The 23143-nt window shown below is 34.0% G+C and carries 17 protein-coding genes; 14 read left to right on the top strand and 3 right to left on the bottom strand.

Annotated features, from left to right (window positions below):
- Positions 1-147: 147 nt before the first annotated feature.
- The 7 genes from ASG22_RS01925 to ASG22_RS01895 all read left to right on the top strand — a co-directional run bounded on the left by ASG22_RS01925 (position 148) and on the right by ASG22_RS01895 (position 6444).
- Positions 148-1011, top strand: coding sequence for an alpha/beta fold hydrolase (locus tag ASG22_RS01925; RefSeq protein WP_055979695.1), 864 nt, complete (start codon positions 148-150; stop codon positions 1009-1011).
- 316 nt (positions 1012-1327) lie between these two features.
- Entirely contained in the window at positions 1328-2167 is an 840-nt protein-coding gene (locus ASG22_RS01920) for a helix-turn-helix domain-containing protein (RefSeq protein ID WP_055979692.1), read from the top strand.
- A 185-nt stretch (positions 2168-2352) separates the two neighbouring features.
- On the top strand, positions 2353-3219 hold the full coding sequence (locus ASG22_RS01915) for an alpha/beta fold hydrolase (protein ID WP_055979690.1): 867 nt from the start codon (positions 2353-2355) through the stop codon (positions 3217-3219).
- A 228-nt stretch (positions 3220-3447) separates the two neighbouring features.
- On the top strand, positions 3448-3858 hold the full coding sequence (locus tag ASG22_RS01910) for a DUF1348 family protein (RefSeq protein ID WP_055979687.1): 411 nt from the start codon (positions 3448-3450) through the stop codon (positions 3856-3858).
- 185 nt (positions 3859-4043) lie between these two features.
- The gene (locus tag ASG22_RS01905; RefSeq protein ID WP_055979684.1) at positions 4044-4820 is read left to right on the top strand and encodes a sulfite exporter TauE/SafE family protein; all 777 of its coding nucleotides are present in this window, start codon (positions 4044-4046) and stop codon (positions 4818-4820) included.
- Positions 4821-4822: 2 nt separating this feature from the next.
- Positions 4823-5806, top strand: a complete 984-nt coding sequence (locus ASG22_RS01900) for a type I glyceraldehyde-3-phosphate dehydrogenase (RefSeq protein WP_055979681.1) — start codon at positions 4823-4825, stop codon at positions 5804-5806.
- A gap of 17 nt (positions 5807-5823) precedes the next feature.
- Entirely contained in the window at positions 5824-6444 is a 621-nt protein-coding gene (locus tag ASG22_RS01895) for a pyridoxamine 5'-phosphate oxidase family protein (RefSeq protein WP_055979678.1), read from the top strand.
- Between the two features lie 11 nt (positions 6445-6455).
- On the opposite strand, the gene ASG22_RS01890 is transcribed toward ASG22_RS01895, so the two are convergent.
- A complete protein-coding gene (locus ASG22_RS01890; RefSeq protein ID WP_055979674.1) occupies positions 6456-8864 on the bottom strand; it encodes a histidine kinase dimerization/phosphoacceptor domain -containing protein in 2409 nt (802 codons plus the stop codon).
- Between the two features lie 216 nt (positions 8865-9080).
- Between ASG22_RS01890 and ASG22_RS21280 the strand changes: the two genes are divergently transcribed.
- Positions 9081-11036, top strand: a complete 1956-nt coding sequence (locus ASG22_RS21280; RefSeq protein WP_055980251.1) for a sigma 54-interacting transcriptional regulator — start codon at positions 9081-9083, stop codon at positions 11034-11036.
- 204 nt (positions 11037-11240) lie between these two features.
- On the opposite strand, the gene ASG22_RS01880 is transcribed toward ASG22_RS21280, so the two are convergent.
- On the bottom strand, positions 11241-12035 hold the full coding sequence (locus ASG22_RS01880) for an alpha/beta hydrolase (RefSeq protein WP_055979672.1): 795 nt from the start codon (positions 12033-12035) through the stop codon (positions 11241-11243).
- A gap of 283 nt (positions 12036-12318) precedes the next feature.
- Between ASG22_RS01880 and ASG22_RS01875 the strand changes: the two genes are divergently transcribed.
- The 3 genes from ASG22_RS01875 (at position 12319) to ASG22_RS01865 (ending at position 15580) form a co-directional block, all read left to right on the top strand.
- Complete coding sequence (locus tag ASG22_RS01875) at positions 12319-13224, top strand: helix-turn-helix domain-containing protein (protein WP_055979668.1); 906 nt, start codon at positions 12319-12321, stop codon at positions 13222-13224.
- A gap of 87 nt (positions 13225-13311) precedes the next feature.
- Complete coding sequence (locus ASG22_RS01870) at positions 13312-14313, top strand: aldo/keto reductase (RefSeq protein WP_055979665.1); 1002 nt, start codon at positions 13312-13314, stop codon at positions 14311-14313.
- Between the two features lie 76 nt (positions 14314-14389).
- The gene (locus ASG22_RS01865; RefSeq protein WP_055979662.1) at positions 14390-15580 is read left to right on the top strand and encodes an MFS transporter; all 1191 of its coding nucleotides are present in this window, start codon (positions 14390-14392) and stop codon (positions 15578-15580) included.
- A gap of 202 nt (positions 15581-15782) precedes the next feature.
- Here the strand turns inward: ASG22_RS01865 and ASG22_RS01860 are convergent, their stop codons facing one another.
- Positions 15783-18002 carry an NADP-dependent isocitrate dehydrogenase gene (locus ASG22_RS01860; protein ID WP_055979659.1) on the bottom strand — a complete coding sequence of 740 codons (2220 nt, stop codon included), beginning with the start codon at positions 18000-18002 and terminating at the stop codon, positions 15783-15785.
- 170 nt (positions 18003-18172) lie between these two features.
- Here ASG22_RS01860 and tpx point away from each other — a divergent pair, with 170 nt between their 5' ends.
- From tpx to ASG22_RS01845, 3 genes are all read left to right on the top strand, one after another.
- On the top strand, positions 18173-18673 hold the full coding sequence (tpx, locus tag ASG22_RS01855) for a thiol peroxidase (protein WP_055979657.1): 501 nt from the start codon (positions 18173-18175) through the stop codon (positions 18671-18673).
- Positions 18674-18759: 86 nt separating this feature from the next.
- Complete coding sequence (locus tag ASG22_RS01850) at positions 18760-21093, top strand: adenylate/guanylate cyclase domain-containing protein (RefSeq protein ID WP_055979655.1); 2334 nt, start codon at positions 18760-18762, stop codon at positions 21091-21093.
- A gap of 10 nt (positions 21094-21103) precedes the next feature.
- Positions 21104-23143: an adenylate/guanylate cyclase domain-containing protein gene (locus ASG22_RS01845; protein WP_185113778.1), complete on the top strand. Its 2040-nt coding sequence runs from the start codon at positions 21104-21106 to the stop codon at positions 23141-23143.

The following is a 23143-nucleotide window of genomic DNA, read 5'->3' as shown; positions in this document are numbered from 1 at the left end:
TGAAGGGAAAAATAGCTAACAGATCAGGAATTTATGCCTAACAAAAAGCTTCTGATGCAATGTAGGTTTACATCATAAAAAACGGTTAAGAAATATCAGCTAAAAGATGATGTAATTAATCGAAAGAAAATAAAAATCTATTATAATATGAAAAATAAAATTTTCTACAGAACAATTCAAGTGGATGACGTTACTGTTTTCTACCGCGAATCGGGTGCTTCAGAATTACCATTGCTCCTGTTATTGCATGGTTTTCCATCTTCATCGCACATGTTCCGTGATTTAATAAACGAGCTGTCGGGAAAGTATCACCTTATTGCTCCGGACTATCCGGGTTTTGGTCAAAGTGACGCACCGGAATTAGAAAATTTTGACTATACATTCGATCATCTGTCGTTGGTGATTGAACATTTTATCGACAAGTTGGGTCTAAAAAATATCAACCTTTATATGCAGGATTATGGCGGACCTGTAGGATTTCGTATTGCCTGTCGTCGTCCTGAGCTTATTCAGTCATTAATTATTCAAAATGCAAATGCTTATGAAGAAGGTTTCGGATCGGCTGCTGCACCGTTGGTAGCTTATATTAATGATCCCAAAACCAACGAACAATCGGCTCGTTTCTTCTTATCATTGGAAGCTACGAAGTGGCATTATCTCAATGGAGCGTCGCATCCGGAAAAAGTAAGCCCAGACAGTTATATTATTGATCAGTATTATCTTAATCGTGATAAAAATGATGAAATACAGCTTTCTCTTTTCCGTGATTACGGAAGTAACATTTCCAAATATGCAGAGTGGCAGGAATATTTTAGAAAATCACAACCCCCGGTTTTAATAGTTTGGGGTAAAAATGATGAAATGTTTACGTCAGCAGGCGGAAATGCTTATAAAAAAGATTTGCCACAGGCAGAAATTCATCAGATAGACGGCGGACATTTTCTTTTAGAGGAGCATCATCACCATGTAGCAAAACTCATGAATCACTTTATTAGCAAAATAAATACTTAAAATTGAAGTTTTCACGCTTGATGTAATAAATTCAGCAATTGTAATTTTTACTGTTAAAAACTCTTCGGACATAAAAATATCGGGGAGTTTTTTTGTTTTTTAGGTATTGATATATCGCTAAAATCTCTTGTAGTATTGGTATTTCGATAATAGAATTAAGATGTTTTTTACTGAATGTTTTGATTTTTAATATTTTATGTTTTTCGGTTCATCATTTGGCTATTTGCAATTGTGAATGTCTATAAAGATTGATCAATTGTGGTGTCGTGTATGATTTTTATACAGTGCTGCAGCTATAACATAAAAATTACTAATCATGATCTTTAAAAATAATATGTTGAATCTTCTCACATGTAAAGAAGTTGAAAATGGAAATAAAAATATTTTTGTGGAAGATTCTACTACAGATCTTATTTTTGTTTGGAATAAAGGTTGTCATATACACATTGAAGTTAATCAGGTAGAAAATCTGTTGAAAAAAAATGATATTCTGATTCTCACAAAACATCACAATATTAAAGTCGTCAATTTCGAATCAGTAAGACTTATAAAGTTTAATCTATCTTTCTTCAATCATGCTACCGATGAGCTTGTAGAAGATCTTAGAACTATCCTTTTTAATGTAGAAAACACCTCAGTATTGTGTTTCAATGAAGATGAACTACAGTATTTTGAAACGCTTTGGGATATTTTCCGTTTAGAAATGAAATCTAATGACTTTCTGCAATATGCAATGCTCCAATCGGTTCTTAAGCGAATGCTGGTCATCTGTACAAGAAAATTAAAGGGAAATATTAAAATGATTCCCAAAAAAGAGACAGATATTCTGAGACAATTCAGGTTTCTTGTTGAAAATTATTTTTCAAAACATCACGACATCGCTTTTTATGCATCAATGCTCAGCCGGGCTCCAAAGACATTATCAAATATATTCTCAACACTGTCAGACCGAAGTCCTATTGAAATTATTCACGAAAGAATCATGACCGAAGCCCGAAAGGAAATCTGTTATACCAATAAATCGATTAAAGAAATTGCCTATAATCTGGGATATGAAGATGTGCAGACATTTAGCAGATTTTTCAAAAACAGAGAAGGAATCTCTCCTGTGCAATATAGAGTGAGCAATATTCAGGGGATGAGTGCTGTAGTGTAAGGTCTTTTTTATCTACATTCTTACGTCTGGGAAAAATAGCTAACTGATCGGGAAAATATGCCTATCATAATGCGTGTAAAGTAATGCAATTTTGTAATAAGCTAATAAGTAATTACATCAAGCATTCTTATTAGGTGCCTCAATTTTTTATCATTTTAATCCTAAACCTAATAAAATTATTTAACATGAAAACAAAGTACAACACTAAGAAAATTAACGGAGTAGAAATTTTTTACAGAGAAGCTGGTGATAAAACCAAACCAACTTTGCTGTTACTGCATGGTTATCCGACTTCTTCCCATATGTTTAGAAATTTGATTTCAGATCTATCAGACAGGTATCATTTAATTGCTCCAGATTACCCTGGTTACGGAAGAAGTGAGCAGCCGCCTATCGCAGAATTCGATTATACATTCGAGAATATGGCGAGGTTAATGACATCTCTTTTAAAAGAATTGGACATTCAGAAATACAGCTTATATCTGATGGATTATGGTGCGCCTATTGGTTTTAGAATAGCAAGTGCTGAACCGGAAAAAGTAGATAGCCTGATTATCCAGAACGGATGTGCTTATGAAGAGGGGCTGGAAACATTTTGGGATCCTTTTAAAGTATATTGGAATGATATCAATAATAAAGAGGCAGAAAATACCTTGAAAGGTTTCCACAGTCCCGACGGTCTAAAATGGCAGTATACCCACAACGTTCCGGATCCTTCCGCGATCTCGCCGGACAATTGGGAAATAGACCTGAGACATCTGGAACGCCACGAAAACGGAGATATTCAGCTTGCGATGTTTTATGATTATCAGACGAATGTAAAATTGTATCCAAAGTGGCAGGAATATTTTAGAAAATATCAGCCGGAGACTCTTGTTGTTTATGGAAAAGACGATTATATATTTCCGGGTGTTGGAGCTGAGGCTTTCAAAAAAGATTTAAAAAACTTAGAATTTCATCTTTTTGATACCGGACATTTCGCTCTGGAAAGTTTTGGTGAAGAAATAGGTCAGTTAATAGGCGATTTTCTTGATAGAAAGGTGGCGAAATAAAAGATTTTCATTATTTATTTGATTTTTTGTGGCAATATAACCATAAGTTTTATTGCTGCAATTATCCAAATAATTAAAGCACAATATCATGTTGAAAGATCAAACTATGCTATAGAAAAAAATAGTATGGATAATAATATGTGATTAATCAGAGAAAATCATTTTACGGTTTCTCTGAAAATCTAGTATATATTAAAGTAAAATAGGTAAGTAAATGAAAAATATAAAATGGAAAAACGATACCCAATTCCCCCGTTTACTGCAGAAACTGCTCTTGAAAAAATTCAACTGACACAAGATGCTTACAATACTCACAGTCATTCTGAAGGATGTGATAGGTATGCAGTAGATAGCGACTGGCGCAACCATTCAGAAGTCATCGACGAACGTAATCAACTTGCCTGTTTTCTTACCGGTAAGTGGAAAAAAGAAAGTAATTACATAGTAAAGAAAGAACATTGGGCATATACAGAAAATATAATTGCTGTTTGTTTCGAATATGAATATCAGGATGCACAAGGAAAATGGTACAGAGCCTATGGAAATGAGAATTGGGAATTCGATATGGATGGATTAATGATCAAAAGATTTGCGAGTATTAATGATTTGGAAATTAAAGACATAAAGGAAATTCAATAATTAAATAAGATGAAATCAGGTAAAGTTTACTACAATTATCTCTCTGTTCAATCTTTAAAGGTGGCTTATAGAGAAGCCGGGAAAATGGGCGATTCTGTCTTGTTTCTTGCTCTTGAGGAATTTTGTGAGGACATTACGGAAGAAATAATATCATACTGGCATTTGCATTTTAATACATAGTAATCATGAGCGTTTCCCTAGAATTCTTTTTTTTGTTTGTGGTAGCTTTTTCAGGAGGGGTACTGAGTACGACTGTAAGTGGTGGATGGTTTTTTGTTTTTCCCGGACTAATTTTCAGGGGGTTACAGCCCGTGATTTCTAATGCTACAACTATGCTCGTACTCTGGTCGGGACATATTGCTACATCTGACCCGATAAAAAAAATGGGGAGCATTTCTGTAGATAATTTTAAATATATGCTTTTAGCCTGCATATCAGGCGGTGTGTTGGGAGCTTTCTTACTAATCGCTTTTCCGTATAAGATATTTGAAAGCATAGGACCTTTTTTATTATTAGGATCTTTCATACTGTTTATAAGTTATGAAAATGTTCTCCATTTTGTCGGTTCGAAAATAGCACAGAGAAAAGATTTCAAATATTCTCATCCGATGCTTGTTGTATTATTTTTATTAGGCATTTATGGCGCCTATTTCGGTGCGGGAATGGGAATGATCATTTTTATACTGTACCGTTTTTACGGAATAAAAAATAACGATACACTGGAAAAACTGGCAACAGTATTGGTAGCAGCGAATAATGGTATTGCTCTTATTATTTACACTTGTGCAGGATTAATTTTCTGGCCATTTGTTTTGGTAATGGTTATCGGATCTGTTGTAGGATCATATTGCGGAATTTTACTCATAAAAAAAGTAAATACAGCATTAGTGAAAAAAATTATGATAGGAATTGGAGCGGTGATAACGCTTTATTTTTTGAATGTAATAACATTAAATATTTAATAATGAAAAAAATAGCAATTAACGGATTCGGAAGAATAGGACGAGCTGCATTAAAAATTATCAACGATACACCTGGTTTGGATGTAGTAGGTATTAATGATCTTATGGCGATAGAAAATGCCGCTTTTCTGCTTAGAAGAGATAGTATTTACGGTAAATATGATAAAGAAGTAGATTGTAAAGAAGACGAATTTATAATTGATGGAAAGTCAATTAAATATACTTCTGTCAAAAATCCCGGCGATCTGCCATGGAAAAACTTGGAAGTAGATGTGGTCATAGAAAGTACAGGCTTATTTACCAATAAAGCAGACGCAGAAAAACATTTGGAAGCAGGTGCTAAATTTGTTGTTATTTCGGGACCTACAAAAGACACCCCGACAATAGTTCACGGGGTAAATACCGATGAAGGGAAAGTATCTGTATTTTCATGTGCCAGTTGTACTACGAATAATATCGGGCCGATCATAGAAATTCTTGGAAGACGCATAGGCATTAAGAAAGCAATATTAAATACTACACATGCTTATACAGCTTCTCAAACTCTCATAGATGCTCCTTCAAAAAAAGAACCCAGAATGGGTCGGGCTGCAGGAATAAATTCTGCTCCAGCGGCAACGGGTGCAGCAATCGCTGTTACGCAAGCATTACCAGAATTTTTAGGTAAATTTGATGGAATTGCAGTAAGAGTTCCTGTTCCGATAGGATCAATATCTGATGTTACCTTTGTGGCAGAGAGAACAACAACAGTAGAGGAAATTAATGCTATATTAATAGAAGAATCATTAACCTCCCGCTATCATAAAGTCGTTGCTGTTACCGATGAGCCGTTGGTGTCTACAGATGTTATTCAGAGTCCTTTTGCAACCATCGTAGATCTTGAGATGACGAGGGTAGTAGATGGAGATCTGGTGAAAGTAATGGCATGGTATGACAATGAATGGGGTTTTACCAACCAAATGATCCGACAGATACTGGAGCTTTAAAAAAATATAAAAAGTATATGAATTATCATGAATTGGCTTTTACTGAATCTATAAAGAAAATTCAGGAAAATAATGGAAGCAGAAGCGGCTACGCCAGAATGGAGAATACATCTTTTGTGGATGGCTTAACGGAACATGAGATTTCGTTTATTTCAAATCAGGACAGCTTTTATATGGCTACCTGTGGCGAAAATGAATACCCTTATGTTCAGCATAGAGGCGGACCTCCCGGTTTTGTAAAGGTTATTGATAATGATACCATTGGGATTGTAGATTTTGTGGGAAACCGCCAATATATTTCTGTAGGGAATTTATCAAAAAATCCGAAAGTTGCCATAATTATGGTATCATATCCTGACAGAGCAAGGCTGAAAATTTATGCAGAAGCAGAAATAGTAGAGCTTAAGGATAATGACGATCTGTTTGAATTGCTTAAGCCGGAAGATTATAAATTCAGACCTGAACGTATGATGATTTTCAAAATCAAAGCCTATGATTGGAATTGCCCACAGCATATTACACCCAGATACACGGTACAACAGATAAATGAAGCTTTTGCAGATCAAAAAAAATATGTATCAGATTTGGAAGAACAGATCAAAGTTTTGAAAGAAGCACTTTCACGAAAGAAAGAGTAAAGAATGAGATTTTATATATTTTTCTCAAAAGATAGCTTTATATGAGTGCCATTGTTGTTTTCGATGGAAAAAGTGCCTTCCAAATCATCAGACAAACCTTTGATTAGGCTCATTCCGAATGATTTTTTTGTTTTTATAATAGGGTTGAGAACAATTCCGATTCCATCATCCTGAATAGTCAACACGTAATGATTAACGTCTGTTGAAACTAATGATACTGAGACAAGTCCATACCTGTCATCAGGAAATGCATATTTTATAGAATTGGTTACAGCTTCATTAATAATAAGACCCAGCGGAATAGCTTGTACCACATCCAGCTCTAATTCGTCAACAGTAGTTAAGAACCGGATACGCTGTCTTACGTTAAAAGATTCTTTAAGATATTCAACCAATTCTTTGATGTAAACGGGCATGCAGATAGTAGAAACATTTTCAGACATATAAAGTTTTTGATGAATCAATGACATGGCGTGAATTCTATGCTGGCTGTTTTTGATGGTAGATAGTGCAAAATCATTGTCAATATAGGCAGATTGCGAATTCAGAAGGCTGATGACGGTTTGAAGGTTATTTTTTACCCTGTGATGTATTTCTTTAATCAGCCATTCTTTTTCATCGAGTAGATTTTCAAGTTTTATATTTTTTTGACTGATTTCATTTTCTTTGATTCTTAGGTTTTTGTTGTTGTGTCGTTTTAATTGATAGCGGTTATACAGTAATCCGATAATGATCATGAGAGATGCTATAGATCCGATCGCTAGATTTATCAATAGTCTGGATTTATCAAGCTTATTTTTCTGCAGTCTGCTCTGCATTTCCAGATTTTTAATATCATCTTCTCTTTTCAAAGTTTCATATTGGATTTTTAATTCCTCTATCTGCCGTTTTTTTGAAAAGTTATAAATGGAGTCATTAATTCTGTTGTAATTCTGATAATGCTGTATCGAAGACGCATATCTGCCCTCTAAAGAATCTATCTTAAATAATGAAAGTTCCAGATCCTGAAGATTGAAATGTTGATTCACATTTTTCTCTAAATTCAGAACCTTATCCGCAAAGAATCTTGCTTTTACCGGATTTTTTATTTTTGCATAGAATAATGATATTTGGGAATATCCATCTGCAACAACCATAAGAGTTCTTGGGGAAAGTATGCTTTCAGATTGTCTTTCCATTTCAGTATAATATTTTTCTGCCACCGGAATATTTCCCATTTTCTCATAAAGATGCGCTTTCGTTTCAGAGAGGAAATACACATCAAGTTGGTTTTTAGGTGGATATTCATTTGTTTTTTTTATATATACGAGCGCTTCTTTATATTTTTTATCATTAATAAGAAGCTGAATAATCAAAGGAAAACTTTTATACCAGCTGCCACTGTTAATATTTTTAGTACCAACTTCAAAACTTTTTTTATACATTTCCATTGCCTCTTTGGTATGTTCCATATTTTCGTAGGTATTGCCTAAGCGCAGATAAAAATTATCGGCACAGATCATATCCTTTGTTTTTTCCATCGTTTTTATACTGTTGATAGCATAGAAAAGTGATTTGTTGAGATTGTGTTTTACAGAATATATATAGGCAAGAGGCGCAGAAGTATAATGAATGTAATTAAAACCGATTTTTTTCTGAAGGGTAATGCTTTCTAATAGTTCTTTCTCGGCAAGATCAAGATTTCCGCGCCAAAAATGGATAGTAAGCAGTTTCATCAGCATTTCTATTTCCAGCTCATTTTCATTCATGGATTTGTATAATGCTATCGCTTCAGAGAGCGATTTCTCTTTATCAGGATCACCCAGAGCAAGATTTGATCCCATATTATTGAGAGCAAAGGCTAAAAGTTTTCTGTCTTTTAATTTTCTACTTTCATTGATAACCTTTTCAAATATTTTTTTGCTTTCAAGTGGATTTTTTGCCTGTATATAGTATCTGGCTAATAGTATTTGGCTTTGAAGCTTCCATTTTGGTATTGCGAGAGCATTACTTAGAGCAATCGCTTTTTTAATGTAAAAAAATGCTTTTTCAAGATCTTCTTTTTTTTCTTCACTTTTAAATAGATAGTGGCTCCCCAGCTGCAATAGCAATTTTATCTGATCCTGTTTTTTAGATTTCTGAAGTATTTGCAGTGCTGCATTTATATTATTTTGGTCAACCATTTTGCCTCCTTCGAAATTGCTTCCATCATTATATCCTTCGTCATAAGCAATAGATGCCGGAAATTTATTAGCAGTACAGGCCAATACCATGGCACTGTCCATATCTACAAATCCTTGATTTACAGAATTAATATACATGGCAGTTGCTTTAACGAGTAACCTGTTTTTTTTAATATTGTATTTATTTCCGGCTGAATTTTGAGCGTAACTGTTTAAAGCAGACACTACAATAAAACAAAATATATATTTTATCTTCATATTTTTTATTCCTTATTGCTTTTTTAGCGTAAAATTATTAATTTTATTACAAATTTCTCAATGCAATTTATTTATGTAATAAATATTTGCTAAAAAAGAGAAAATAATTTTGAAGTTGCTATTTTACAGATCATTAATAGTAATAAAAACTGTTATTTAACTTAAAATTTAATGAGCCGTAATATATTTATGGCTGACTTTCATAAATATTCTGAAATGGACTCACGAATCGATATTACCGATAAAAAAAAGAAAATTCTAATTGTTGAAGATCAGTTTATTGAAGCACACGATCTACAGCTTATACTTGAAAAAGCCCAATATGAAGTTACCGGAATTGCTCGCTCGGTAAGTCAGGCACTTCAATGTATCGAACAAGACAAACCAGATTTGGTTTTTTTGGATATTTCTTTAAAAGGTGTGGAAACGGGGATAGATTTGGCTAAAATATTAAGTGAAAATTATATCGGATTTATCTATTTATCTGCAAATTCCAGCAAATCGATACTAGAAGAAGCCAAAAAAACGCATCCATATGGTTTTATAGTGAAGCCATTCCGAGAGCAGGATGTATTGGTGACTTTAGAAATTGCCTGTTATAGGCATAATCACGGGATAGAATGGCAGTTGCAGCAGCAAAGCATTCTTCAGGAAAATATTGAAGCAATATGTCGTCACCCTTTAAAGTGGGAGCAGGCTTTACTCCAGTTGGCAAAAGTTTTACAGACTTATATTCCGTTTGATTATCTGCAGGTAGAGCAGATTCAGAATGAATATAATCCTACGGGACTTTACAGAAAGAACTTTGAGACTTATGATATTATTGACATTGATAAAATAGCCAGTTTATCAGGAAAAAGTAAAAATGAGCTTACTGAAATAAAATCAACGTCTCCGAAACAGGAATATCCTAAAATTTATTCGAATGATTCTTTTAGAGAAATTTTTCAAAAATCAGCTGGAATAAGACTGGTTGTAGAAATTTTTGGGATCAAATCATTTTTGGCGATACCCGTAAGAACTGAGGAAGGAAAGATTTTTAATTTTTCTTTTTTTAGTAGAAATGCAGATTTTTATACTAAAAAACATCTGGAACTTTTAATTAAAATTGAAACAAAACTGGCAAAGTTTGTATCAACAATGCATATTACGAAAAAAGAGCTTTCCAATATTTCGGTTAAAAAACAATTGCTAATTATCGCTCAGGATAATTCTGATGGGTTTTCCTCCATGATTGGCAACAGTCAGAAAATGATTGCCGTATATGATTGTATAAAAAAGGTAGCGCCCTCTGATACTTCGGTTTTAATTTTAGGTGAAAGTGGTACAGGTAAAGAAAAGGTGGCACAAAGTATACATAATCTTTCAAAAAGGAAAAGCAAACCGCTGGTTATTATAAATTGTGGAGCCATTCCTGATAATTTGGCAGAATCTCTTCTTTTCGGACATGAGAAGGGTGCATTTACCGGAGCTCTTGAAAAGCGTATCGGTAAGTTTGAAGCGGCAGACGGAGGAACGATTTTCTTGGACGAAATCGGTGAAATGCCAATGGATATTCAGGTAAAATTATTACGGGTTCTGCAGGAAAAAGAAATTGAAAGAATAGGAGGGAGATTCCCTGTGAAAGTTGACGTTCGTATTGTAGCAGCAACCAACAGAAATCTTGTGGAGGAAGTGGCAGCAGGTCGTTTCAGACTGGATTTGTACTACAGGCTTCATGTATTTCCCATTACTGTACCACCACTTAAAGAGCGTAGAGAAGATATTCGTCTTTTGGCATCGCATTTTATCGATTCATTTAGTAAGGCAAACAGTATACAGACTCCCAAAGTTTCTGATAACGCAATAATGCAAATGATGCGCTATGAATGGCCTGGAAATATCCGTGAACTTGAACACGTGATCCAAAGAAGCATTCTGATGATGGATGGCAATACACTGAATGATATATTACTTCCTGATGCTGCATCCAATTCCGGACATGGAAAAACACAGGAATTTTCAATTAAAACAATCCACGAAAACGAAAGGGATTATATTAATTATATTCTAAAAACATGCAAAGGAAAAGTTTCAGGAACCGGTGGTGCAGCCGAGATTTTAAATATTCCCGCATCTACCTTGTACTCAAAAATGAAAAAATTAGGAATAAAAAATGTTTCCTCTATTTAGTACCATCTTAGATGTTAAAATAGTAACTTTTTTGAGCATTGAATAGTAAAAAGAAAGTATATAGAAATTTCTTCATAGGTAGTGATTGTAAAAACCAGAGATACAAATCTCTGGTTTATTTAATATATTTTAAAAATATGCCATATTCCGATTGAACATATTCAACTTTAGATATACAATATGAGGTTGAAGTTGTAGTAAAGATTATTTTGATTTTTCCTGAGCGGCTAATGCTATAATATCAGCTACTTCTTTGGCATGTGAAACATACACTACGTGACTGGATTTTATTTCAGTCAGCTTAGATTTCGCTCTTTTTGCCATAAATCTTGCTCCTTCTGCGGGAAGTGTTTCATCATCAGTACCTAAAATGTACCAGTTTGATTTTGTTTTCCAGGCAGCTTTACCCATTTTTTCCTGAAAAGCAGAAGCGGCAATGGGGACTTGAGAATCATACATAAAATCTGCTTTTTCCTTACTTAAATCTGCACAGAAGCCGGAATGAAATTTCGCTTTACCATACCAGACAAATTCATCAGCTGATGGTGGTTCAATGCCGGAATTCTTTGCAGGAGGTCCTGCCTGAAGCAGATCCAGCAAGGTCTCACCTTCGTCAGGTACAAAAGCGGCGATGTAAACCAATCCTACAACCTTCTCCGAATTTCCGGCATCTGTTATTATAGCACCTCCATAAGAATGCCCGACCAATATTATAGGTCCGTCCATACGATCTATGGTTCTTTTAGTTGCTGCCACATCTTCAGCAAAAGAGGTATTGGGGTTAGCTACAATACTGATGTTGAATCCTTTCTTTTTTAACAGTTTGTAAACTCCTTCCCAACCGGATCCGTCAGCGAAAGCTCCGTGTACCAATACTATATTTTTTACTTTGTTTTGGGCATATACCAAGTTACTTACCGATACTATCAGTAAAAAAATTAGGATGATCTTTTTTAAAAAAGCTGTTTGTACTTTTTTATTTTGTAAAAAACTTTTCATTTTTTTTGTTTTAGTAGTTATTTTAAATGTTTATGTCGACCAAAAGATAATGACGAATAATATACCAGTTAATTAATTTGTTGATTATCATTGAATTGTATTTTTGAAGGAGTTTTATTTTATGATATATCGATAATGATATGAGCATATTATTGATATAGCGTAATTGTTCGTTATTATTTTTTATATGAATTGCTTTAAGGTCACAACTAGTTATTTTTTATTTTATCAATCATCATTATTTTCTCACTGATATTTTGTTTGAATTTTATAATTTTGAGCCATGGAATCCAGAGAGACAATAAAAGGTTTTTATGAGCGTAATGCTCAAAATAGAGGTTTGCAATGCATCAAAACCCCTGGAGTAGGGCATTTTAATGTGTTTTCACGCGAAAATTGTTCATCAATCACGCCTTACAGCAGAAGAGATTATTATAAAATATCCTTGATTATAGGAAAGGGAAAGTTGCATTATGCAGATAAATGGATTCACGTCAATAAGCCCGCTTTGTTGTTTTCAAATCCTGCCATTCCGTATTCATGGGAAGCTGACGATGAAGATCAGAAAGGATTTTTCTGCCTTTTTACAGATCATTTTTTATATGATGGAAACCGTTTGGGAACACTGCAGGAATCACCGCTTTTCAAAGTTGGTGGAACTCCCATCTTCTTTATTGATTCAGAACAGGAAAAAACTGTAGCAGATATTTTCATTAAAATGATGACCGAAATTCAGTCAGATTATTTGCATAAATATGATATGCTGCGGGCTTATCTTCATCTTTTAATTCATGAAACGATGAAAATGCGTCCCGTAGAAAATTTTGAACATTATCAAAATGCTTCGCAAAGAGTTGCTTCTTTATTTATGGAACTGCTGGAAAGACAGTTTCCTATCGATAGTCCGGAACAGTTTTTAAGACTAAAAAGTCCGGTTGATTATGCTGAAAATTTATCGATTCATGTGAATTCGTTAAACCGTTCTGTAAAAGAAATTACTGGAAGAACTACCAGTCAGCAAATTACATCAAGAATCATTCAGGAAGCCAATGCTTTATTGAAACACACAGATTGGAATGTTTCTGAAATCGCATACGGATTGGGTTTCGAAGAACCCGCCTATTTTACCAATTATTTTAAAAAGCAAACAGGAATTACTCCCAATGCAGTTCGAAATGCCGTTGTTTGAATTTTATAATTCTTCGTTTGAATTCTATATTGCAATCAGCAGGTTTCAGATATAATTTTGTACTATAAATTTTAAATCAAAATCATCATGAAATTTAGAAAATTAGGAAACACAGGAGAGCAGTTATCTGCAATAGGTTTAGGATGTATGGGAATGAGTTTTGCGTACGGACCTACAGACGAGCAGGAAAGTATCAGTACATTGCACAAAGCTTTGGATTTAGGCGTAAACTTCTTGGATACCGCCGATATGTATGCGAATGGAGAAAATGAAAAATTAATTTCAAAAGTTCTCGTTCCGAATCGGGATAAGATTTTTATTGCGACAAAATTCGGATTCAGGTTTAAAGACGGAAAAGCAAGTCACAGTGGTGCGCCTGGAACCTACTTCGACGGTTCACCGGAATGGATTAAAAAAGCAGTTGATTTAAGTCTTCAAAGATTACAAATTGATGAAATCGATTTGTATTATGCTCATAGAGTAGATCCGAATATTCCCGTTGAAGAAACGGTCGGAGCCATGGCAGATTTGGTAAAAGCCGGAAAAGTGAGATATTTAGGATTGTCAGAGGCTTCCGCAGAATCGATTAAAAAAGCGAATAAAATTCATCCAATTGCTGCTTTACAGTCAGAATATTCTTTATTGACAAAAGATGTTGAAAAGGAAATTTTGCCTACGATAAGAGAACTGGGAATTAGTTTAGTTCCATATTCTCCGTTAGCTAGAGGACTTTTTTCAAATATTAATGATGTTCAGAATTTTGATAATGAAGATTTCAGAAAATCGCTTCCGCGTTATCAGGAAGAATATCTTGAAAATAACAGAAATTTAGCAAAAGAAATCAATGATTTTGCTTTGTCTAAAGGTGTCAAGGGAACACAGCTTGCATTGGCTTGGGTCCTCAGTCAAGGGGAAGACATTATCCCGATTCCCGGAACAAAACGCATCAAATACTTAGAAGAAAATATTGCAGCTACTAATATTGAACTTTCTCCATCAGATTTAGAAACCATCGATTCAATATTAAAAAAATATCCGAATGTCGGTGAAAGATACAGCGAAGGTTCTATGAAATTAGTAAACAACTAAACAAAATTACACCATTTAAATTCCTGAATTTATTTTCGGGAATTTAAATTTCTCATGAAAATTTTTAATCACAACAATGGTTACACTCAAAGAAAAAAATAAATTTATTGCTACGCTCTTAGCGTTTGCAGTAATTCCCATGTCAGGTCTTGCAACGGATATCTATCTTCCTTCCATGCCGAGTATGGCAACTGAATTGCACCAACCGGAAAGCAATATTCAGCTTACTTTATCTATATTTTTAATCAGTTACGGATTAACCCAGTTTTTTGCAGGAAGCATCGTTGATTCTTTTGGAAGGTATAAGGTTTCAATGGTTTCTTTAGCGTTGTTTGTAGTATCTTTTTTAATTACGGCAACGACTCAAAATCTTTTTGTAATTTATGCAATGCGTGTATTGCAAGGAGTTTTATCGGGATTTGCAGTCGTTTCGAAGCGGGCATTTTTTGTGGACGTTTATGAAGGAGACGAACGAAAGCACTATCTGAGTATTATGACGATTGTCTGGTCGGTGGGCCCTATCGTTGCACCGTTTATTGGAGGATATTTACAGAAAATTTTCGGATGGCAGTCGAATTTTTATGTCTTGGCAGGTTATAGTTTATTGCTTTTATTATTGGAGTTTATATTTTCCGGTGAAACATTGAAAAAAAGAAATCCTTTTAATATAGAATTTTTATTGAAAGAATATAATTCTATGTTTAAGGCAAAAGATTTTTTCTACGGAATGATAATGTGCGGATTGAGCTATTCGATGATTATGTTCTTCAATTTGTGCGGATCTTTCATTATTGAACATAAAATGGGGTATTCTGAAGTGGTTGCAGGGTACGTTTCTTTAATTCTTGGATTTGCCTGGATGACAGGAGGGTTTTTAGGAAAAGCATTAATCAATAAAGCATTTTTGCCTAAAATTCGCTATGCTAACTTTATCCAAATATTTTTAATCGTTTTGATGTTTTTTGCGTCCTATTTTTCAAATAATATTTACAGTCTGGTAGCTTTTGCATTTATGATTCATGTTACTGCCGGATTTATTTTTAATAATTACTTCTCGTACTGTATCGGAAGGTTTCCAAATTCTGCCGGAATTGCTGGTGGATTAACAGGAGGAGTTGCGTTTATCATCACATCAGCAATTAGTTACGGAATTGCAGCGGTCATCAAACCTCAAATTCAATTGCAGGTTGCGGAAGGATATTTTGTATTGGGAATTTTAGGATTATTTATTTTAAGCATGATTAAATTACGAAAAGCCCATGCTTAACAATTAAACCTTAATTTTAACATTAAAATAAAACAGTAACTCCTCTCAGTAATGAGAGGAGTTATTTTTTAACATAAGTCTGAAAAGTTGATTGTTGTTTTATTAAAGACGAAGATGTTTGGTTTTTACTTTAAATAGAAGAAATAACTACAAAAAAAGCTCCTTAAAAAAAGGAGCTTTTCATTTATATTAAATCCGAAAATTATATCCCGTCAATAATTTCATTTAAAACAGTACTTGGTCTCATCGCTGAATAAGTTTTATACTTATCAGTTTTGTAATATCCTTCGATATCCTGAGGTTTTCCCTGAGCACCGATTAATTCTGAATTGATTACTTCTTCATTTTCCTGCATTGCTTGTGCAACCGGAGCAAATTGTTTAGCCAATTCAGCATCAGCAGTTTGGTTTGCCAACGCTTCAGCCCAATACATCGCTAAATAGAAGTGAGAACCCCTGTTATCAATTTCTCCAACTTTTCTTGCCGGAGATTTATCTGTCGCTAAGAATTTAGCATTTGCTTCATCCAATGCATCCGCTAAAACCTGAGATTTTGTATTGTTTTGAGTTTGTGCCAAATGCTCTAAAGAAGCCTGTAAAGCCAAGAATTCACCTAAAGAATCCCATCTTAGATATCCTTCTTCCAAGAATTGTTCAACGTGTTTTGGAGCAGAACCCCCAGCACCTGTTTCGAACAAACCGCCACCGTTCATCAATGGAACGATAGAAAGCATTTTAGCGGAAGTTCCAAGTTCAAGAATTGGGAAAAGATCTGTTAAATAATCTCTCAATACGTTTCCTGAAACAGAAATTGTATCTTTTCCTTCTCTTGCTCTTTGTAGCGTTTCCGTCATTGCATCTTTTACGTCAAGAATTTTAATGTCAAGACCGTTTGTATCGTGATCAGCTAAATATTTCTCAACTTTTTTGATCATTTCTCTGTCGTGCGCTCTTCCTTTATCTAACCAGAAAATAGCAGGAGTATCAGATAATCTTGCTCTGTTTACCGCTAATTTTACCCAGTCCTGAATCGGAGCATCTTTCGTCTGACACATTCTGAAAATATCACCTTTTTCAACTTTTTGAGAAAGAAGAACGTTTCCGTTTTCGTCCTGAACTTCAACTGTTCCTTCAGCAGAAGCCTGGAAAGTTTTGTCGTGAGAACCGTATTCTTCAGCTTTTTGAGCCATCAAACCTACGTTCGGAACAGAACCCATTGTTGTAGGATCTAATTTTCCATGTGCTTTCATATCATCAATAACTGACTGATAGAAACCTGCATAAGAACGGTCTGGAATAATACAAACAGTATCTTCTTCATTTCCGTCTTTGTTCCACATTTTTCCTCCGCCTCTTACCAAAGCAGCCATAGAAGCATCAACGATAATATCAGAAGGAACGTGGAAATTCGTAATTCCTTTGTCAGAATTTACCATTGCCACTCTTGGTCCGTTTGCCAAAGCCTTTTCAATATCAGCTTTAATATCAGCTTCCTGAGCGTTTCCTTTAATTTTATCGAAAAGGTCAGCCAAACCGTTGTTTGGATTTACATCTAAAGATTTAAAAGTTTCAGCATATTTAGTGAAAACATCTTTGAAGAAAGTTTCAACAATAGCTCCGAATACGATTGGATCAGAAATCTTCATCATCGTAGCCTTAAGGTGAGCAGAAAGAAGTACGTTTCTGTTTTTAGCTTCTTCAATGGCTTCCTGAACAAAAGATTTCAAGGAATTTAAATTCATTACAGAAGAATCGATCACTTCTCCAGCCTGAAGACCAGCGAAATCTTTTAATAAAGTTTCTGCACCATCATTTCCTTTGAAAATGATTTTATATTTTGTAGCATTTTCAAGAGTAGTTGAAGTTTCTGTACCGTAGAAATCTCCACTGTTCATGTGAGCAACGTCTGTTTTACTGTCAGAAGCCCAATTTCCCATTCTGTGAGGGTTTGCTTTTGCATAGTTTTTTACAGCTTTTGGAGCACGTCTGTCAGAATTTCCTTCTCTCAATACAGGGTTTACCGCACTTCCTAGAACTTTAGCATATTTAGCTTTGATTGCTTTTTCCTCGTCATTTTTTGGTTCTGCAGGATAATTAGGAACCGCAAATCCTTTTCCTTGTAATTCAGCGATTGCAGCATCTAACTGAGGGGCAGAAGCCGAAATATTTGGTAATTTGATAATGTTTGCATCAGGCTGAGTCGCCAATTGACCCAATTCTGCCAAAGCATCGCCTATTTTTTGATTATCAGTCAAAAACTCAGGGAAGTTGGCTAAAATTCTACCTGCTAAAGAAATATCCGGAACAGCAATTTCAATGTTTGCTGACTTTGTAAACGCTTTTACAATCGGTAAAAACGAGTGTGTTGCCAACATTGGAGCCTCATCCGTAAGGGTGTAATAGATTTTTGATTTGTCTGACATTATAGTGTAATTTATTATTTGATTTTTTAAGACTCACAAATTTAGTTAAAAATTAAATTTTTAAGACTAATCCGAAATAAGATTTTCCACTTTAAGATTAATTTAACCTTTGGCTGATTGAAAAAACGTATCAATTTGATTAAATTTGAAAAACATTTAAAAATAAATATATGTCAACGACAATCACTTTAAAAGGAAACGAAGTACATACAATAGGAACTTTACCTTCAGTAGGAACAACAGTCAAAGATTTTGCATTGGTGGATTCCGGGTTAAATGTAAAGACGTTGGAAAGCTTTGAAGGAAAGAAAAAGGTTTTCAATATTTTCCCAAGTATCGATACACCGACTTGCGCATCGTCTGCAAGAAAGTTTAATGAAGAAGCTTCTGCACTGGAAAATACTGTAGTAATCAATGTTTCTAAAGATTTACCTTTTGCATTGGGAAGATTTTGTGCAGCAGAAGGATTGAGTAATGTTGAAACACTTTCAGATTTTAGAGGAACTTTTGGTGATGAATATGAAGTGACAATTACAGATTCTCCAATGAAAGGATTATTGAGCCGTGCGGTGATTGTAACAGACGCTGATAATAAAGTTGTTTATACAGAACAGGTTTCAGAAATTGCAGACGAGCCAAATTACAGCGCTGCTTTGGAATCTCTTAAATAATAATGTTTTCTATATCAAATGAATCATTCTGTTAGTTTAATAGAATGATTTTTTTATTTTTGTAAATAAACGATATAACCATCCTATTGAAAAATAAAACTACATCTTTTATTATAATCTGTTTTCTTTTTTATGGGAATACAGTTTTTAAAGCGCAGGAATCTGTAGGTATTCTAGAACTGAAAAGAAAATTGTCTTTAGCAAAAAGCGACAGAGAAAAGGCCAAAATCTATGTTGATCTCGGAAATTTATACGTAGAAAATAAGATAGCTGATAGTGCAATCGCTTATTCTAAATTGGGCTTACCCATTTATGAAAGATTAAACGATACTGAACAGGTTGGAAGATCTAATCTGTTTATTGGTGGTTTGTTTCTGGAAAAATTGGATCTTGTAAATAGCGAGAAATATTTAATTGAGGGAGAAAAATATCTTAATAGAACTGAAAATTATGATAAAAGAGCCTGGGCCTATTTTTTACTAGCTACGGTAAATTCAATCAATAAGAAAAATGAAGTTGCCAATGATTATTGCAATCAAATCTTAAATCTTAATAATCAAAAGAAAATTAAAGATAAAAAAGTAGTTTTGGCAGCATATCAAAGGTTGTTTCAAAATAACTTTTTACAAGATAACGCTGTTGATGGCTACAAATCTCTGAATACATACATTGAGTTTACAAAAAGTAATTTCCCAGATTATTTACATGATGCGTATTTTTTCGCAGGAACCTTTTACCTTTCAAATAAAGATTTCAAAAAATCATTAGATTACTATCAGAAAGCACTTGAAATTGGAAAGAAAAATAAAAACGAACAACAAGTTGCGACTTCTAAAATGTTGATAGGCAATATCTACTCTGAAACCAAGCAATATGAACAAGCAAAGCCTTTCTTAAATGATGCCAAAAATTACTTTGAAAACAATCAATCGAATGATAATTTGAAGCTCGTTTATTACTATTTTTCTGATATAAATTATAAACAGAAAGATTATACAAATGCTCTGATCTACATTAATAAAGCTTTGAAATTGAGCAAAGAGCAAGATCCAATGTATCGCTACTTTACACACCAAAAAGGATTGATTGATTTAAAAACTCTGATTGATGATGTCGATTTTAATCAAGACGTTGCAAAAGTACAGGAACTTCAGAAACTTACAAATAAACAATCTGAAAATTTAGAATATTTTCTGAATTTAAAAACAGTGGTATCTGCTGAAGTTTTTATTCAAAATTACGAGATTCTTCAGGAAGCCTATGAAAAATTGGGAGATTATAAAAAGTCTCTGTTTTATCTGAAAAAGGCAAAAGATAAGAAGGAAGAAACGTACAGTTTGGATAACATGAGAAATCTTTCCGAGATACAATCAAAAACTGAAATAGCCAACGAAAGAGCAAGAATAAAATTAGAGGAAGAAACCAAAAGAATTCAGCTTCAGAAAGAAATAGAATTAAAAGCACTTCGTTTTGAATACGAAAAAAAACAGGCAGCTGCAAAAACTGAAGAAGAACGGAAAAGGCTTGCGCTTGAGGAAGATTTAAAAAGAAAAGAGATTCAGATAAAATTTAATGAAGAGCAAAAAGCCGTTGCATTAAAATACGATCAGGAAAAAAGTATTGCCAAAATCAATCAGGAGAAAAAGGATGCCATTGCCAAAGCTGATTTAGAAAGTTCTAAAACCCAGAAAAACAGGTGGGCTTTCGGAGCTGGTTTGTCGCTTCTTTTATTGGGTTTTGCAGGATACTCGTACAACCAAAAAAGAAAGGACAACAAAAAAATAGCCGAAGAAAAAAAAAAATCAGACGATTTATTACTCAATATTCTTCCCTATGAAGTTGCCGAAGAATTAAAAGAAAAAGGCAAAACCAGCGCAAAACATTTTGATGAAGTTTCGGTTTTGTTTACAGATTTTGTCAATTTTACAGCAAACTCCGAGAGAATAGGTGTTCAGGAAGTTTTGAATGAGCTGAATATTTGCTTTACAGAATTCGACAGAATCATGGAGAAATATAATTTAGAAAAGATAAAAACCATTGGTGATGCTTATTTGGCGGTGAGTGGATTACCGGTTTCCAATGATCAGCACGCAAAAAATGCGGTGAATTCAGGTTTGGAAATTCTTTCTTATATTCAACAACGCAAAAAGGAGAACCCGGATGCACTCGATATCAGAATCGGAATTCATTCAGGATCTGTGATTGCGGGAATTGTCGGTGTAAAAAAATTCGCTTACGATATTTGGGGTGACACGGTAAATACGGCTGCAAGAATGGAGCAAAACAGTGCTTTGGGAAAACTTAATATTTCCGAAGCGACTCATAAATTAGTGGAAAATGACTTTACTTTTGAATACCGGGGAAAAATCGAGACCAAAGGTAAAGGGGCAATGGAAATGTATTTTGTAAATGAAATTTAATTTTATCAATGTGAAAAAAAATCTACTCTTTAAATTTCTACTATCTACATCATTCCTATTGCAAATTTTTTGTTTTGCACAAAATTCTTTTGAAAAACCCAGAGTTTTTACTGAAAAAGAAATTAAAACAGGGGCAAAAATCGATGAAGGCAGTAAATTTTTTGTTGGGGACAATCCTGCTTTTGCCTTGCCGCAATTCGATGATTCTTCATGGAAACATGTCAATTTTAATTCTAAAAAAGTGTACTCATGGAATCCTATCAAATTGAGTTCTAAAAATGTTTCTAAAAAAGATCAGATTTATTGGGTTCGCTATTATTTCAAAATAGATTCTACATTGCTGAATCAACCTTTGTGTTTGAATATCAGTCAGCTTGGCGCTTCAGAAATTTATCTGAACGGTAAAAAAATAGAAAGCATTGGAAATATAAAATCGAAAGAGTTTAAGATTAAAAATAAAATTCCGGCGTTGTTTTCTCTAAACAAAACGAATGTAAATGTTTTGGCGATACGTTTTTTGCCGATTGTTGGGAATAAAAAAAAGACAGTGACTATAAGTACTGTAGCAATAAGTGTAGAGCTTGTTTCTGCTCACAAATTTATTAAAGATAAAGTAGTGTTATGGAAGGATTTTAATTTCTATACCATGCTGATTTGCGGGATATTTGGCGCATTAGGATTTATTCATTTACTGTTGTTTCTTTTTTATAGAAAAGCGATTTATAATCTATATTTCTCTACGTACAATATTTCGATTTCTTTGATGAGCTATCTAACATTGCTTTTTTCTGAAATGAGAAATCCTTTAGATCTTGACTCTTATACCTTCTTTTCATTTCTCGCAGTGATGTTATTTGGCACTTCGCTTACAGGTTTTGTCAATACATTATTTGGAAGAACAAAGAAAAGGCTGAAAGTACTGTTGATTATTTCTGCCTTTATCGTTATGCTGTATTATTTGAGTGCAACAACTGCAGCAAGTTTTGCATTTTTTTACATCTTTTTTGTTGCTTTCGAATCTTTTTATTTAATCATCAGAGCGATGATCAGGAGAGAGAAATCGGCTTTCATTGTTGGAGGGGGAGTTTTGGTATTCTTTCTTTTTATTGTGATGGTCATCATTTTTATGTTTTTAAATAAACTGAATACCATTGATATAAGTGAACTTTTCGGAGATGATTTCTTAGGATATGTCTTCATATTTATTCTCATTAGTTTCCCGATTTCAATTTCTGCTTATCTGGGATGGCAGTTTGCATTCACCAATTTAAGTTTGGTAAAACAACTTGACGAAGTAAACCGACTTTCTGATGTTAATTTAAAACAGGAACAGGAAAAACAGCAGATTCTCCAGGATCAGAATGATTTGCTTGAAAAACAGGTGGATGAGCGAACTTTTGAACTTCAAAAAGAAAAACAGAAAACCGAAAATTTATTATTAAACATACTACCGTATGAAGTTGCTGAAGAATTAAAGGAAAATGGAAGTTCAGAAGCCAAGTATTACGATGAGGTTACTGTCTTATTCACTGATTTTGTTAATTTTACGCAAAGTTCCGAGAAAATGGGGGCTGAAAAAATGTTGGTTGAACTCAACGAATGCTTCACCGCTTTCGATTTAATCATGGAAAAACATGGTTTAGAGAAAATTAAAACCATCGGAGATGCCTATTTAGCGGTTTGTGGATTGCCAATTAAAAATAAAAATCATGCGCATCAGACGATTTTGGTAGCTTTGGATATTATTGATTTTATCGAAGAACGAAAAAAGACCCATCCGGATGTTTTAGATATCAGAATAGGAATTAACTCAGGTTCTTTGATTGCAGGAATTGTCGGAGTGAAAAAATTCGCTTACGACATTTGGGGAGACACGGTAAATACGGCTGCAAGAATGGAGCAGAAAAGCGAAAAAGGAAAAATAAATATTTCTGAATCGACGTATCAATTAGTAAAAGATGATTTTAATTTTGAATTTCGAGGTAAAATCGAAACCAAAGGTAAAGGCGCAATGGAGATGTATTTTGTGAGTCATTTAAATAAATCTTAA

It is taken from the genome of Chryseobacterium sp. Leaf405 (assembly GCF_001425355.1).
In the GTDB taxonomy this organism is placed as follows: Bacteria; Bacteroidota; Bacteroidia; order Flavobacteriales; family Weeksellaceae; genus Chryseobacterium.
The sequence above is the reverse complement of the archived record's forward strand: the minus strand, read 5'-3'. Positions and strand labels throughout refer to the sequence as shown.